This window comes from Bacillus sp. FSL P2-0069, assembly GCF_038593315.1.
GTDB lineage: Bacteria > Bacillota > Bacilli > Bacillales > Bacillaceae > Bacillus > Bacillus safensis.
On the sequence record NZ_CP151984.1, the window covers coordinates 3,296,507 to 3,310,651 of the forward strand.

The 14,145-nt window shown below is 44.6% G+C and carries 12 protein-coding genes; 3 read left to right on the plus strand and 9 right to left on the minus strand.

Features of this window, described 5'->3' with window-relative positions:
* Positions 1–63: 63 nt before the first annotated feature.
* From NSQ34_RS16915 to NSQ34_RS16940, 6 genes are all read right to left on the minus strand, one after another.
* Entirely contained in the window at positions 64–261 is a 198-nt protein-coding gene (locus tag NSQ34_RS16915; RefSeq protein ID WP_034281233.1) for a hypothetical protein, read from the minus strand.
* A gap of 143 nt (positions 262–404) precedes the next feature.
* Entirely contained in the window at positions 405–1,547 is a 1,143-nt protein-coding gene (locus NSQ34_RS16920) for an acyl-CoA dehydrogenase (RefSeq protein ID WP_176967147.1), read from the minus strand.
* A 16-nt stretch (positions 1,548–1,563) separates the two neighbouring features.
* A complete protein-coding gene (locus tag NSQ34_RS16925) occupies positions 1,564–2,676 on the minus strand; it encodes an acyl-CoA dehydrogenase family protein (protein ID WP_342500970.1) in 1,113 nt (370 codons plus the stop codon).
* Positions 2,677–2,687: 11 nt separating this feature from the next.
* The gene (locus NSQ34_RS16930) at positions 2,688–3,551 is read right to left on the minus strand and encodes a 3-hydroxybutyryl-CoA dehydrogenase (RefSeq protein WP_024423755.1); all 864 of its coding nucleotides are present in this window, start codon (positions 3,549–3,551) and stop codon (positions 2,688–2,690) included.
* Positions 3,551–4,744 carry an acetyl-CoA C-acetyltransferase gene (locus NSQ34_RS16935; protein ID WP_342500971.1) on the minus strand — a complete coding sequence of 398 codons (1,194 nt, stop codon included), beginning with the start codon at positions 4,742–4,744 and terminating at the stop codon, positions 3,551–3,553. Before NSQ34_RS16935 ends, NSQ34_RS16930 begins: the two co-directional genes overlap by 1 nt.
* A 103-nt stretch (positions 4,745–4,847) precedes the next feature.
* A complete protein-coding gene (locus NSQ34_RS16940; RefSeq protein ID WP_024426357.1) occupies positions 4,848–6,959 on the minus strand; it encodes a heterodisulfide reductase-related iron-sulfur binding cluster in 2,112 nt (703 codons plus the stop codon).
* A 143-nt stretch (positions 6,960–7,102) separates the two neighbouring features.
* Between NSQ34_RS16940 and cls (NSQ34_RS16945) the strand changes: the two genes are divergently transcribed.
* The 3 genes from cls (NSQ34_RS16945) (at position 7,103) to NSQ34_RS16955 (ending at position 9,602) form a co-directional block, all read left to right on the plus strand.
* Positions 7,103–8,299, plus strand: a complete 1,197-nt coding sequence (gene cls, locus NSQ34_RS16945) for a cardiolipin synthase (protein WP_342500972.1) — start codon at positions 7,103–7,105, stop codon at positions 8,297–8,299.
* 12 nt (positions 8,300–8,311) lie between these two features.
* Complete coding sequence (gene uvsE, locus NSQ34_RS16950) at positions 8,312–9,274, plus strand: UV DNA damage repair endonuclease UvsE (RefSeq protein ID WP_176967143.1); 963 nt, start codon at positions 8,312–8,314, stop codon at positions 9,272–9,274.
* A 73-nt stretch (positions 9,275–9,347) separates the two neighbouring features.
* The gene (locus NSQ34_RS16955) at positions 9,348–9,602 is read left to right on the plus strand and encodes a hypothetical protein (RefSeq protein ID WP_034281244.1); all 255 of its coding nucleotides are present in this window, start codon (positions 9,348–9,350) and stop codon (positions 9,600–9,602) included.
* 28 nt (positions 9,603–9,630) lie between these two features.
* Here the strand turns inward: NSQ34_RS16955 and NSQ34_RS16960 are convergent, their stop codons facing one another.
* The 3 genes from NSQ34_RS16960 to cls (NSQ34_RS16970) form a co-directional block, all read right to left on the minus strand.
* Complete coding sequence (locus NSQ34_RS16960; RefSeq protein WP_061110200.1) at positions 9,631–10,629, minus strand: S66 peptidase family protein; 999 nt, start codon at positions 10,627–10,629, stop codon at positions 9,631–9,633.
* Positions 10,630–10,701: 72 nt separating this feature from the next.
* Complete coding sequence (locus tag NSQ34_RS16965) at positions 10,702–12,417, minus strand: ABC transporter ATP-binding protein (RefSeq protein WP_041088614.1); 1,716 nt, start codon at positions 12,415–12,417, stop codon at positions 10,702–10,704.
* Positions 12,418–12,522: 105 nt separating this feature from the next.
* On the minus strand, positions 12,523–14,025 hold the full coding sequence (cls, locus tag NSQ34_RS16970; RefSeq protein ID WP_041115905.1) for a cardiolipin synthase: 1,503 nt from the start codon (positions 14,023–14,025) through the stop codon (positions 12,523–12,525).
* Positions 14,026–14,145: the final 120 nt, after the last annotated feature.

Sequence of the window (14,145 nt, forward strand, 5' to 3'; positions counted from 1 at the left end):
TCACGGGGAGCACCTAGAGTGGGTACGGCATGCTTTTTGTCGTTCAGTTTTTTCTCGTCTGTTTTAAAATGGGATGTTCTGAATGAGTGAGACAACGACAGGAATCGTGAATAACATTCCAGCAGACATGAGTACGATTAGTTTTCTCCGGCTGTTTTCTTTTTCTTCCTGCTTTTTTGGAGATTTCGAAAGCTCCGCGGACACCATGATCCAGATCACCATCGTGACGATTGCCAAAATGCCCATAAATGTTGAGTTCATCATCATAACCTCCATATTGATATTTTCCCTAATTTTAACATAATATGATGATATGGATGAACATTAACAATACGCTTACGTTTGAAAACTGCATGACGAACGAAAACAGACCGCCTCACGTTCAGGCGGTCTATGCTTGTTTTCTACATATCTAGCAGTTTCCTTGAGATGACCAGGCGCTGGATTTCCTGAGTTCCTTCATAAATTTGAGTGATTTTCGCATCACGCATGTATCGTTCGACTGGGTAATCCTTTGTGTAGCCGTACCCGCCGAAGATTTGAACCGCCTCTGTCGTCACCTTCATCGCTGTATCACCAGCAAAGAGCTTGGACATGGCTGATTCCTTCCCATACGGGAGGCCTTTCGTTTCGAGCCATGCCGCCTGGTAAGTAAGCAGCCTTGATGCTTCAATCGCTGTGGCCATATCAGCCAGTTTAAAGGCGATCCCTTGCTGCTGAATGATTGGTTTGCCAAATTGTTTACGCTCCTTGGCATAATCAACCGCCGCATCAAGAGCACCTTGCGCAATCCCAACCGCCTGTGCAGCAATGCCGTTTCTGCCGCCATCGAGTGTCATCATGGCTATTTTGAACCCTTCTCCTTCTTGACCGAGCCGGTTCCTTTCATGAATTCGGCAATCTTCAAATCGAATTTCAGTTGTTGGCGAAGAACGTATGCCCAGTTTGCTTTCCTTTTTGCCAACGGAAAAACCAAGTGTCTCTTTTTCTACAATAAACGCAGTTGTATTTCGAGACGAAGCTTCTTGGTCTGTTACGGCAAACACAATATAATAATCTGCAATGCCTCCATTTGTAATAAAGATTTTCGCCCCGTTCAGGACATATTCACTGCCTGCCTTGACGGCCGTTGTCTTCATCCCGCCGGCATCTGAACCAGAACCGCTCTCAGTGAGCGCGTATGCTCCTATCTTCTGCCCTTTTGCAAGCGGCTTTAAGTAGTTCTCTTTTTGTTCCTTTGTTCCGAATGTATAGATTGGCCATGAAGCAAGAGATGTATGAGCGGACAGGGTGACGCCTGTAGAGGCGCACACTCTTGAAAGCTCCTCAACTGCTATGACGTAGGCTAAATAGTCACTGCCAATTCCGCCCACGTCTTCCGGCCAAGGGATACCCGTTAAACCTAGCTCCGCCATTTTGCGGAAAATAGATGGATCATATGTCTCTGTTTCGTCTCGTTCAGCTGCTGTTGGCTCCACTTCATTTTTCGCAAAGTCTCTCACCATTTTTTGAATCATTTCATGTTCATCACTTAATTGGAACTGCATCGTGAGCCACCTCGTTTCATATTAGCTGTTTACAGATGACCAGCCTTTGAATTTCACTTGTTCCTTCATAGATTTCACAAATTTTCGCATCACGAAAGTAACGTTCTGCTTGATAGCGATTCGTATAACCATCCATGCCTAGCAAATGGATCGCTTCTGTACTGATCTCTACCACCGTTTTTGACGCAAATAGCTTTGCCATTGATGCTTCCTTAGTGACCGGTCGATTTGCCTCTTTGAAAGAAGCCGCTTGATAGACGAGCAGTTTGGCTGCCTCAAGCTTCGCCGCCAAGTCGCCCAGCCGAATCGTCGTTTCAAGACCTGCTGGATGCTTCTTTAAATAGGTCACTGCCTCGGTTAAAGCGGCTTCTGCAATGCCAAGGCTTTGAGCCGCAATTCCGATTCTCCCTGCATTTAGGCTGGACATGGCAATTTGAAAGCCCTCTCCTTCTGCACCGAGCAGCTGATCTTTTGGAATCCGCACGCCATCAAAATGAAGCGTGACTGTTTTTGAACCGTGCAGTCCCATCTTTTTCTCATCTTTTCCAATCGTAAATCCCGGCGTATCTTTCTCGACAATGAACGCCGATATATTTTTTCTCGCAGAAGCCGGATCAGTCACCGCAAAGACAAGATACAGTTCTGCTTCTCCGCCGCTTGTGATAAAGATTTTCGTCCCATTTAATACATAATCGCCGCCCATCCGCTCTGCTCTTAACTGAATACTGGAGGCATCTGATCCGGCCTTTGGTTCAGTCAGACAAAAGGCGCCCAGCTTCTTCCCGGATGCAAGCGGCGGGACATAAGTTTCTTTTTGTTCCTTCGTTCCAAAAGTCAAAATAGGCATCGTCACAACAGATGTATGAACGGAAACAATGACACCGATGGTCGCACTCACTTTCGATAATTCATGGATTGCGATGATATACGTTGTAAAATCTGCTCCTAAGCCTTGATACGAAGCTGGTATTGGAATTCCTAGATAGCCTTGCCGTCCCATTTCACTTAAAAGGTTTTTTGGAAACCGGCCTTGTTCCATGGCTTCTACTTCAGGGAATATACGCTGGCGTGCAAATTCTGCTGTCTGTTCTCTCCAGAGACGCTGTTTATCCGTAAGCAAAACATCCATCTTGACTCCCCCTATGAGTGGTCGTGGTATGTGTAAAAACCTCTCTTTGTCTTTTTGCCCAGCCAGCCTGCATTCACGTATTTTTTCAAAAGAGGACAAGGCCGATATTTGCTGTCTCCAAGTCCCTCGTGAAGGGTATTCATAATAAATAAACATGTATCCAGTCCGATGAAATCAGCTAGACGAAGCGGCCCCATTGGATGATTCATCCCAAGTGTCATCACGTCATCAATGCTTTCTGCATCTGCTACGCCTTCATACAGGGTGTAAATGGCTTCATTGATCATTGGCATCAATATGCGATTTGATACAAACCCCGGGAAGTCTTCCACTTCAATTGGGGTTTTGTTTAATGTCTTCGCTGTTTCATAAACAACTTGATATGTGTCATCACTCGTTTGCAGTGCTCGAATGACTTCAACCAGTTTCATGACAGGAACCGGATTCATAAAATGCATGCCAATCACTTTCTCCGGTCTGCTCGTCACAGCTGCTAATTCTGTGATCGACAAGGAAGACGTGTTTGTCGCAAATATGGCCTCAGCCTCTGCAAATTGATCAAGTGTTTCAAAGATTTGTTTTTTCACACTCATTTGTTCTGATGCGGCTTCTATGACTAAATGAGCCTGTTGCATGTCTTTTAAATCTGTGGAAACGGCAAGCCGCTGCGTAATATCTCGGACTGCCTGATGTGCCAGCTTTCCTTTTTCTGCCCGCTTCGTCAGTTGTTTGGTCATGGAGGAAATCGCTCGATGAATCTGCTTTTCTGATACATCATGGAGCAGGACTGTATAGCCTGACTGAGCAAACACTTGGGCAATGCCTGATCCCATTTGACCAGCCCCAACGACCATAACGGTCTCTTCTATACTCATCAATAAACGCCTCCCTTTTCATCTACCTTTATCATGATGGCGTCTCCTTGACCGCCTCCGCTGCAAATCGCCGCAATGCCAAGGCCTCCGCCTCTTTGTCTTAATGCATGAATCAATGTCAATATGACGCGTGTTCCGCTTGCCCCAATCGGATGACCGAGTGCGACAGCCCCCCCGTTGATATTCATTTTCCGCCGGTCGATCCCGGTTATTTTTTCACATGCCAAAGCCACAGCTGAAAAGGCCTCATTGATTTCAAACAAATCAATATCCTCTAGGCGCTTTCCTGTTTTCTTTAAAAGCTTCTCGATAGCAAAGGCTGGTGTTTTCGGAAAATCCTTCGCCTCTACAGCAACCTGAGCATGACCGAGAACGACTGCTATTGGCTTTACGTCATGCCGTGCAGCATACGTGTCTTTCATTAAAAGGAGCGCACTTGCACCATCATTGACACCTGGTGCATTTCCAGCGGTGATGGTCCCCTTCTGATCAAAAACAGGCATGAGCTTTGACAGCCGTTCATATGACGTATCACGCCGCGGAGACTCATCTTCTGTGATCAGCCGTTCTCCCGTTTTTATTTTGACGGTGACGGGGGTGATTTCATGTTGAAAAAAGCCGTTTTTTTGCGCTTCGATGGCCCGTTCATGACTTCTGAGTGCCCACAGATCCTGCTCTTCGCGCGTGATGCCGAGCTCCATTGCAGCCATACTTCCATACTCACCCATATGAACACCCGTAAACGAACAGGTTAACCCATCTAAAATCATCGCATCTTGTACTGCACCATCTCCCATTTTGTAGCCCAATCGCGCTTTTTTTAGCAGATAAGGAGCGTGAGACATAGATTCCATACCGCCCGCTGCGATGACCTCAGCATCTCCGGCTCGAATGATTTGATCTGCTGCAGTCACACTGCGCATTCCGGATGCACAGACTTTATTGATGGTTTGTGTTGGAACAGACCAAGGAAGATCAGCATACCTTGCTGCTTGCCTTGAAGGAATCTGCCCTTGCCCTCCTTGTAACACACATCCCATGATGACCTCATCTATTTCATGAGAACCCGAAACTCTTTCCAGTGCAGCCTTGATCGCTATACCGCCTAGTTCTGCGGCAGTCAAACCACTGAGAGCACCGCCTAGTTTTCCAAATGGTGTTCTTGCTCCAGATACAATGACCGTCGTACTCATATATGCCCCTCCCCGTTTGTTACCGCTTACATATCATTTAGGCAGCTGATGAAACAGCGCCATGGATAAGCCGATGAACATCCTATTCATCGGCCTGTCATGTTTACGACACCTGCTTTCCAGGCTCACCAAACACTGATTTTTCAAGAAGTTCGGCGACATCAAATGTGCCTACCTGCTCCTCTACTTCCTTCGCCTTCGTCCCATCTCCCAGCATCGTTAAGCAATAAGGACACCCTGAGCTGATGATGGACGGCTGTACCTGTAACGCCTGCTCCGTTCGTGCAGTGTTAATCCGGGTACCCGTCTCTTCTTCCATCCACATTAAGCCCCCGCCTGCTCCGCAGCACATACCAGTTTCACGATTGCGCTCCATTTCTTTCAGCGTCACACCAGGAATGGCTTTTAAAATGTCTCTTGGCGGGTCGTACACTTCATTATATCTGCCTAGGTAGCAAGAGTCGTGGAAGGTAATCACTTCGTTTACTTCATGTACAGGTGTTATTTTCCCTTCTTTCACTAACTCTGCCAGTAATTCTGTATGATGGTACACTTCTGCCTCAAGTCCGAAGTCTGGATATTCATTTTTAAATAAGTTGTAGGCGTGTGGATCAATCGTGACGATCTTTGTAACGCCGTTTTTCTGAAATTCTTCAATGTTTTTTGCAGCAAGCTCTTGGAATAAAAATTCGTTTCCGAGTCTTCTTGGCGTATCACCTGAGTTCTTCTCTTTATTGCCTAGGATCGCAAAGGAGACCCCCGCTTCATTGAGTAGCTTCGCAAAGGCAAGCGCAATCTTTTGGCTTCGATTGTCATAAGCCCCCATTGAACCAACCCAGAATAAATAATCAAAAGTTTGCTCTGCTTTTTTCAGCTCTTTCACTGTCGGCACATGCACATCTTCTCTCAGTTCACGCCAATTTTCTCTTTCTTTCCGGTTTAATCCCCACGGATTCCCTTGGCGCTCAATGCTTGTCATGGCACGCTGTGCATCTGCGTCCATTTTTCCTTCAGTCAAGACAAGATATCTGCGCATATCAATAATCTTATCAACGTGTTCATTCATGACAGGGCATTGGTCTTCACAGTTTCGGCACGTCGTACATGCCCAGATTTCTTCTTCTGTAATGACCTCTCCAATAAGAGAAGGATGATATATCGAGCTGGCAGCCGACTCTTCCGCACCTGCTCCTCTCGCCTGCAGTGCCAGCTGGTTTCCTGTTGTCTGCTTGAAGGCAAGCTGCGGGACCCAAGGTGTCTTTGATGTAATAGCGGCCCCTTTATTGGTTAAATGATCTCTTAACCTTAAAATCAAATCCATCGGAGACAGCATCTTCCCTGTCCCTGTTGCCGGGCACATATTCGTGCAGCGCCCGCATTCCACACAAGCGTAAAGGTCGATGAGCTGAGACTGACGGAAGTCTTCAATTTTTCCCACACCGAAGGTCTCTTGTGTCTCATCTTCAAAATCGATTTTTTGCAGCTTGCCTGGTGGGTCTAATCTGCTGACAAATACGTTCACAGGCCCTGCAATCAGATGGGCGTGCTTTGACTGAGGAACATATACTAAGAATGTCAGCAAAATAAGAAGATGCACCCACCATGCGGCATAAAAAACAATCGCAGCCGCAAGAGGTGAAATTCCGCCCAGCAAGAAAGCAATACCAGAAGCGATTGGCTCAGTTGGTGATAGAGAGTGTCCATGCCAGATGATGTTCATGCCGTTCCCAAGTAAGACTGTCAGCATTAAGCCGCCAATAAATAAAAGCACTAGACCTGATTTGAAGCCTCGTTTTAAACGGACAAGCTTCTCCACGTATCTTCTATGGAAAGCCCATACAACGGCCACTAAAATGAGAAGTGTGACCACCTCTTGGAAAAACGTAAAGACGCCGTACACCGGACCTAAAGGAAGCCCGCTGTCTGGAATAAGCCCTTTCAGAATAAAATCAAGGGCTCCGAACTGTACGAGGATAAATCCGTAGAAAAACAGCACATGAATGATGCCGCTCTTCTTGTCCTTTAACAGCTTCTTTTGCCCAAATACATTGACCCAAACACGCTCTAAGCGTTTCTTCATGTCTTGTTGAAACTCTTCTTTTTTACCAAGACGAATATACGCCGCTCGTGTTCGAATGAGATAAACAAACAAATACACTGCGTAAGCGGTCACCGCCGCAAATGCGATCAAGTTGATGATTAAAAGGCTATTCATCTTGCTCCCCCTTTCATTCCCCAAAACCCACTTTGTTCCGTTTCCATGTTGTACCTCTATCATAAATAATGAATGAGTATTCAGTCAATATTTTTTACGCGTTTGGGTACACTATTGAAATATGCAAAAAAGGAGGAAGTTTCATGATCGCATTGATCATCCTACTCGTACTCATTGCCATCGTTTTGCTCGTGATGTTAGACCTTTATATGGGAAGGAAATATTTTTCTACTCACGCATTTGAACGGTCTTTTGACCAAACAAGCGGCGATGCTGCCTTTTATCATGATGGCGAACCATTTTTCGATCAGCTGCTTACCGATATACAGCAGGCCTCTTCTTCTATTCATATGATGTTCTTTATTGTAAAGAACGACAAGATTGGTCAAAGGGTCTTACAAGCATTGAAAGCCAAAGCGGAGCAAGGCGTTTCCGTCTTTTTGCTGACTGACCGATTAGGCTCTTATCCGTTTGATCAAAAGGCGATTGACATGCTAGAAAGAAGCGGCATTCAATTTTACTTTTTAAATAAGCCTCGTTTTCCTTTTTTGATTTACCGTTTAAACATGAGAAATCACCGTAAAATCACGGTGATTGATGGGAAAATTGGCTATATTGGCGGATTTAATATAGGCGATGAATATGTTGGAAAGAAAGGCCGGTTTGGCATTTGGAAGGATTATCATTTGCGGATGACTGGACAGGTTGTCGCAGATCTCCAGCATGTATTTCTGAATGATTTGTACCGGTCGTCTGGTATTCATCAGCTGCAATATGAGGTTTTCCCTGCATTGGAACCGGGAACATTACAATGCACAACACGCGCGACTGCTGGCTTTTCTTTAGAAGCTTTATTTCTCCAAGATATTGAGCAGGCGAAGAAACAAATCATCATCTGTACGCCTTATTTTATTCCATCTTCCCCTCTTCTGAAGGCGCTGCTTGATGCACGAAAGCGGGGCGTCACAGTTGAAATCATCATTCCAATGAAAGCGGATCATCCACTTGTCAAAGAGGCTGGCTTTCATTATTTGAAGGACCTCATTGCCTCTGGATGTCTTGTTTATCGTTTTTATAAAGGGTTTTATCATTCGAAAGCCATTTTGATTGATTACAGCCGCTGTATGATCAGTACCGCGAATTTTGATAAACGCAGCTTGTTTTTAAACGAAGAAGTAGATGTAGCCATTGATGATCCCGCTTTTACTGCACACGTAGAAGAAAAGATTCGGGAGCATATGGAGGTTTCTGAGATCTTGACAGAAGAAACATTGTCAAAGCGCCCGCTTTTCACACGGCCGCTTGAGTGGGTTGCCGCCATGTTCTCGTATTTTTTATAAAGGAGATGACCTATGCGTTTTCGATTTGGTTATGTATCCAATGCCGTCACCTTGTGGGAAGCTTCTCCTGCCAAGTCGCTGACCTTTGCTAGATACAGCAAGCTCGCTAAGGAAGAAAGAAAAGAGGCTTTATTGCGAACAACAAAAGCCAATCTCGTGAATACATTAAGAACGCTTTATTTCGCCATTGCTCATGATATCCCGCTTTACCGTTTTTCAAGCTCGATCGTCCCGCTCGCGACCCATCCAGAGGTGCGCTGGGACTTTATGACACCTTTTCACAAAGAATTTCTTGAGATCGGCAAGCTGGTAAAGCGGCACGGCTTACGGGTCAGCTTTCACCCCAATCAATTCACCTTGTTTACCAGCCCAAAACCTTCGATTACAGAAAATGCCGTCATCGATATGACGTACCATTATCAAATGCTTGAGGCGATGAAGCTCGATAAGGAAGGCTACATGAACATTCATGTAGGGGGGGCGTACGGCGATAAAGAATCTGCTCTTCAACGCTTTGATGAAAATATCAAACAGCTTCCGGCTCATATCAAGGCGAGAATGACACTTGAGAACGATGACAAAACATATACGTCGCTGGAAACGCTTGGTGTATGTGAAAAGCATGACATTCCGTTTGTTTTTGATTACCATCATCATGTGGCAAATAAAGATGATGATGCCGCACTCGATGACATCTTGCCAAGAATGTTCGACACATGGACAAACACTGGCATTCCGCCCAAAATCCATTTGTCTTCACCTAAATCAGAAAAAGCCATACGCAGTCATGCAGATGGAGTAGATATGAACTTTGTCTTACCGCTTTTTCAAGCATTAAAACCATATGGTCGTGATGTAGATTTCATGATTGAAGCAAAATTAAAGGATCAAGCTCTGCTCCGTCTAGTCGAAGAGCTGTCAGCGATAAGGGGCAATCGGCGGACGGGCGGGGGAACCATTGAGTGGAAAACATAGAGAAAGGTTTACCTTTGTGCAAATGGGGGTAACAAAGCTATTGTGAGAAAGTAATTAACAGGAGGATATGAAGATGTCTCAAATCTATTCAATCCGAATCGCTGCGAAAGCGTTGAATTTACATAAGCTTATTTCTCTTTATGAAAAGTGCCAGCAGGCTCAGCATCGTTTATATGTGTATTCTAAAAAGACAATGTGCAGCATTAAGAACATCGTAGAGCTTGAAACCTTCAGGCTCACTCATTTAGAATCTGACTACTTAATTGTCGTGGAGGGGAAAAAAGCGCAAGACCTCCTACAGCCATTTGAAAAAGAGAAGGTTTCATAAAGAAGAGCAGCCGCGGGCTGCTCTTTTGCTATATCCACTCTTTTGTTAACCAAACTTGTTTGGAGGATGCATCCATTTTCACTTGTGCCCCGATTGGCATCGTAAGCATTGGGTGCGTATGAGCACAGTCAAAATCAGCGATGAGTGGTCTTTTTGTCTCTCCGAGTACCTCAAGTAAAATCTCATAAGGCTCTTTGCCCGTCCCTTCATCATCAAACAGCTCATGTTTTCCTAAAAGAATCCCAGAAACCCGTTCAAACACGCCATTTACTTTCAATAAAGAGAAGTTCTTTTCAACAACCGACGCGGTTTTCATACAATCTTCAATGAGAAGGATGTCTCCGTTTTGGATGGCTGGCATGAACTCACTTCCCCATATGCCGTACATCGCATTCAAGTTCCCGCCGATCAATTTGCCTTCTGCTTGTCCCTCTATGACGCACAGCCAATCATTTGGACGCTGCTTTTTATCACCCGTCTTTTCTTCCCAATTGATTCGTTCATCTGTCCAAAAAGGCGGTTTTTCAATCTGATAAGGAATGGTTTGATGGGACATCAGGATGCCCTCAAACGACTGATATGTATAAGTGACAAACGGTTCAAACTCGCCAAAAGAAGGAACAAGCGCCGGTCCGTAGAAGACAGGCAGTCCCGTTTTTTCGTAGGCCGCTAAAAGAATCGCTGTCGCATCTGAATAACCAATCATGATTTTCGGATGTTGTTTCAGCAGGTCAAAATCAAGATAAGGCAGCAAACTATTTGAATTCGTCCCGCCAATCATTGACATGATGCACGCCAAGTCCTCTCTAGCCATCAGCTCATTCAGCTCATCTGCTCGTTCTTGAATTGTACCTGAACGGTAGTGATCCTCTTTCCCTGTTAATGATCCTGGTACCACAATGAATCCTTTTTGCTCAAGCCACTTCTTCGCCCGCTCATACCTAAGAGGCGAGGTCGCTGATGCAGGACTGGAAGGTGAAAAAATACCGATCTTATCGCCCTTTTGTAATCGCCGAAGCCCCTTCATTCCATCAGATCCTTCCTACAAACGTTTTTTCTATCCTAACAAAAAAAGCCCTTTATCAAAAGGGCTTTCTCTTCAATGACCAAACTGCGCTTCATGCAGTCTGCTGTACACGCCTCCCATTTGAATAAGGTCTTGGTGGCGGCCTTGTTCTTGGATGCCTTCCTCTGTCACGACGATGATACGATCGGCGTGTTTAATTGTTGCCAGGCGGTGGGCAATGACGAGTGTTGTCCTTCCGACAGCCAGTTCGCTCAGTGCATCCTGTATAGCTTTTTCTGTTTCTGTATCAAGTGCTGATGTGGCTTCATCTAAAATAAGAATCGAAGGATTTTTTAGGAACATCCGCGCAATCGACAGGCGCTGCTTTTGGCCGCCTGACAGTTTGACGCCGCGCTCGCCTATGACTGTATTTAATCCTTCTGGGAAACGCTGGACGAGTTCCTCTAAATGCGCACGACGTACAGCCTCCCAAATCTCTGCATCGCTGGCTTCTAGGTTGCCGTACGCAATGTTTTCTCGAATGGTGCCTGAGAATAAAAAGACATCCTGCTGCACAATGCCGATCTGCTGTCTTAAAGAAGACAGGGTCATCGATTTTGTACTTACACCATCAATTGTAATCTCCCCTTCATCCACATCATAAAAACGTGGCAGCAAACTGCAAATCGTCGATTTCCCGGCTCCTGAAGGCCCGACAAACGCAACAGTTTCTCCTTGTTTGATCTTCAAATCGATGTCCTTTAACACATGGCTGTGCTCATCGTAGCCGAATGTCACGTTTCGATATTCAATTTCACCTTTCAGTCCGAATACATCACGAGCTCCCTCTGTATCCTTTACATCTGGCTCTGTTTCAAGTAAGTCGACATAGCTTTTAAAGCCCGCAATTCCTTTTGGATACATTTCAATCACTGTGTTGATTTTATCAATCGGTCTGAATAAGACATTTGTAATGAGAACAAATGCGATAAATCCACCTGCCGTTAATTGCCCCTGCAGAACAAACCATGTCCCTGCCAGAAGGACAAACAGTGTCACAAGACGTGTAAGAATGTAACTGATTGAGCCGTTCACCGACATGATTTTATATGAAAGAAGCTTCGCTTTCCGAAAGCGGTTGTTGTTTTCTGCAAAACGCTTTTTCTCGAAATGTTCGTTGGCAAAAGCTTGAACAAGACGAATGCCGCCAATATTGTTTTCAACCCTTGCATGAAAGTCTCCAATGTCATTGTTCAGCTGTGTAATCGCCTGTGTCATCTTCTTATTAAAATGAAGGGCAAGCCAAATGATGACAGGCATGATCAAGAAGGTTAAGATAGCAAGCTGCCAGTTAATCATCAGCATGACAGCAAAGGCGCCAAGAATCGTCATAATTGCAATAAACAAATCCTCAGGTCCGTGATGAGCCACCTCACCAATGTACATGAGGTCATTTGTCATTCGAGACATAAGCTTACCCGTTTTGTTGTTATCAAAGAACTTAAATGAGAGACGCTGAAAATGATCAAACAGCTTCTTCCTCATATCTGTTTCAATATTGATGCCAAGCATGTGCCCCCAGTACGACACAATAAACTGCATAACCGAGCTGAGTGCATAAATGATAAACAGAGCAAGTGCGGTCCAGGCAATGACCGTCCAGTTCCCTGTCGGTAATAATGTATCAATGAAGTAGTTCACGATCAGCGGGAAACCAAGTTCCATCAATCCAACTGCGACAGCGCAAAAGAAATCTAAAAAGAACAGACCGCGATAGGGCCTGTAATAGGCGAAAAAGCGTTTTAGCATATGTAAAAGAACCTCATTTCCTCTATAATTGATAATCATTTTCAATTATAGAGGAATCCTCTTCAAAATACTAGATCAGGAAATGATTTCTTTGGCTGGAAATCCTCATAATACGCCAGAAAACAACCGGGCAAATGATTCCTTCAAACGCTCTTTTAAGCCTCTTTTATAAAAATGAACAGGGCCCATTTGCTCACATTCCTTCATATCTTCCTCATAGTGGGCCATCAATTGCTCAATTGGCTTTTTCGCAGCTGTAAAGACATTGACCTCAAAATTGAGCTGAAAGCTTCTCATATCGACATTCGCGGTACCGACAGAGGCGAGTTCTCCATCTGCGATCATCACCTTTTGATGCATGAATCCTTTCTGATAGTGATACACCTTGATGCCCTCTTTTAGAAGCTCAGAAAAATAGGATCGTGTGGCGTATTGTGTGAGAAATCCGTCATTGATCTCTGGAACCATCACCCGCACATCCACCCCTCTTGTGGCAGCGATTTTGAGCGCAGTGCGAATCGATTCGTTTGGTACAAAGTAAGGTGTGGCAATCCAGACAAATTGTTTCGCATTAGAAATGAGGGCATCATATAAATCACTCATACTTTCTTTCATATCAGGTCCAGTTGGTACAACCTGAATGACATCCTCGCCTGTCACAGAATGCGGCGTATGATACCTCGGATCATCAATTAATACTTCATCTGATACATACTCCCAGTCCAGCATAAAAACGGAGTGAAGGGTCTGAACAGCCTCACCCTTTAACATGGCATGCGTATCACGCCAAAAGCCGATCTTTTCATCCCGTCCTACGTATTCCTTGCCGACATTTAACCCGCCGACAAACCCTGTCTCTCCATCAATAATGACGATTTTCCGGTGATTTCGAAAATTGAATTTTTGATTAAAGAATCCATATTTTAAAGGTAAAAAAGGAGCGACCTTGACCCCTGCCTGCTTCAAGCGTTTAATATCTTTTCGGGAGAAGCGGATGCTGCCTGCCGCATCATATATGAAACGGACCTCTACCCCTTCTTTCACTTTTTCAATCAAAATCTCCATCATCCGGTGGCCGAGGAAATCGGATTTGAACATGTAATATTCAATATGAATGAACGATTTTGCCTTTTTTAACTCTTCAAAAATTCTGGGGAACGTCTCCTCCCCATTCTTTAAAATCTCCATATCACTATTTGTGTTCACATGCATGCCTGTTGCTTTTTCTGTGTAATGAAAAAAAGCACGCTGATTATCGGTTAAACGTGACTCATTCGGCTTACTCTCAAGCTCAGAGATTCTGCGTAATTTCTCGCGGTTATACATTCTCTTTGATTTGAATAAATGCCCCTTTACATAGAGCTGCCCTGAGAACAGATAGAACATATAGCCAATGATCGGGAAAAAAATCAGCACATATATCCATAACAGCGTGTGCTGTGATGTACGGTTCTCCAGCATGAGTGAGATGATACTAAATAAAATAATGGCGATATAAATCGCTGCGTACAGCTGAACGCTCCACGCCGGCACAGTCCACCAATACACCACATATGCCCCGAATATCATAAAATATAAAAATAAAAATTCCAGTCTTCTCTTTTTCACATTCTCCGCCCTCATTCTGTCTTTTTCTCTTCCATACCCTTTGTACAGCTTGTATGAAACGCACGACCCCTTCCTTTCTCCTAGCCTTTACAGACTGACGCTATTTGATCCGATATAATG

Excerpts from the sequence above, each read along its gene's own strand:
- NSQ34_RS16955 (WP_034281244.1), top strand. The coding sequence starts at position 9,348 with ATGTCTCAAATCTATTCAATCCGAATCGCTGCGAAAGCGTTGAATTTA.
- NSQ34_RS16935 (WP_342500971.1), bottom strand. The coding sequence starts at position 4,744 with ATGAGTACGACGGTCATTGTATCTGGAGCAAGAACACCATTTGGAAAA.
- uvsE (WP_176967143.1), top strand. The coding sequence starts at position 8,312 with ATGCGTTTTCGATTTGGTTATGTATCCAATGCCGTCACCTTGTGGGAA.
- NSQ34_RS16930 (WP_024423755.1), bottom strand. The coding sequence starts at position 3,551 with ATGAGTATAGAAGAGACCGTTATGGTCGTTGGGGCTGGTCAAATGGGA.
- NSQ34_RS16915 (WP_034281233.1), bottom strand. The coding sequence starts at position 261 with ATGAACTCAACATTTATGGGCATTTTGGCAATCGTCACGATGGTGATC.
- NSQ34_RS16960 (WP_061110200.1), bottom strand. The coding sequence starts at position 10,629 with ATGAAGGGGCTTCGGCGATTACAAAAGGGCGATAAGATCGGTATTTTT.
- NSQ34_RS16925 (WP_342500970.1), bottom strand. The coding sequence starts at position 2,676 with ATGGATGTTTTGCTTACGGATAAACAGCGTCTCTGGAGAGAACAGACA.
- NSQ34_RS16940 (WP_024426357.1), bottom strand. The coding sequence starts at position 6,959 with ATGAATAGCCTTTTAATCATCAACTTGATCGCATTTGCGGCGGTGACC.
- NSQ34_RS16920 (WP_176967147.1), bottom strand. The coding sequence starts at position 1,547 with ATGCAGTTCCAATTAAGTGATGAACATGAAATGATTCAAAAAATGGTG.
- cls (WP_342500972.1), top strand. The coding sequence starts at position 7,103 with ATGATCGCATTGATCATCCTACTCGTACTCATTGCCATCGTTTTGCTC.
- NSQ34_RS16965 (WP_041088614.1), bottom strand. The coding sequence starts at position 12,417 with ATGCTAAAACGCTTTTTCGCCTATTACAGGCCCTATCGCGGTCTGTTC.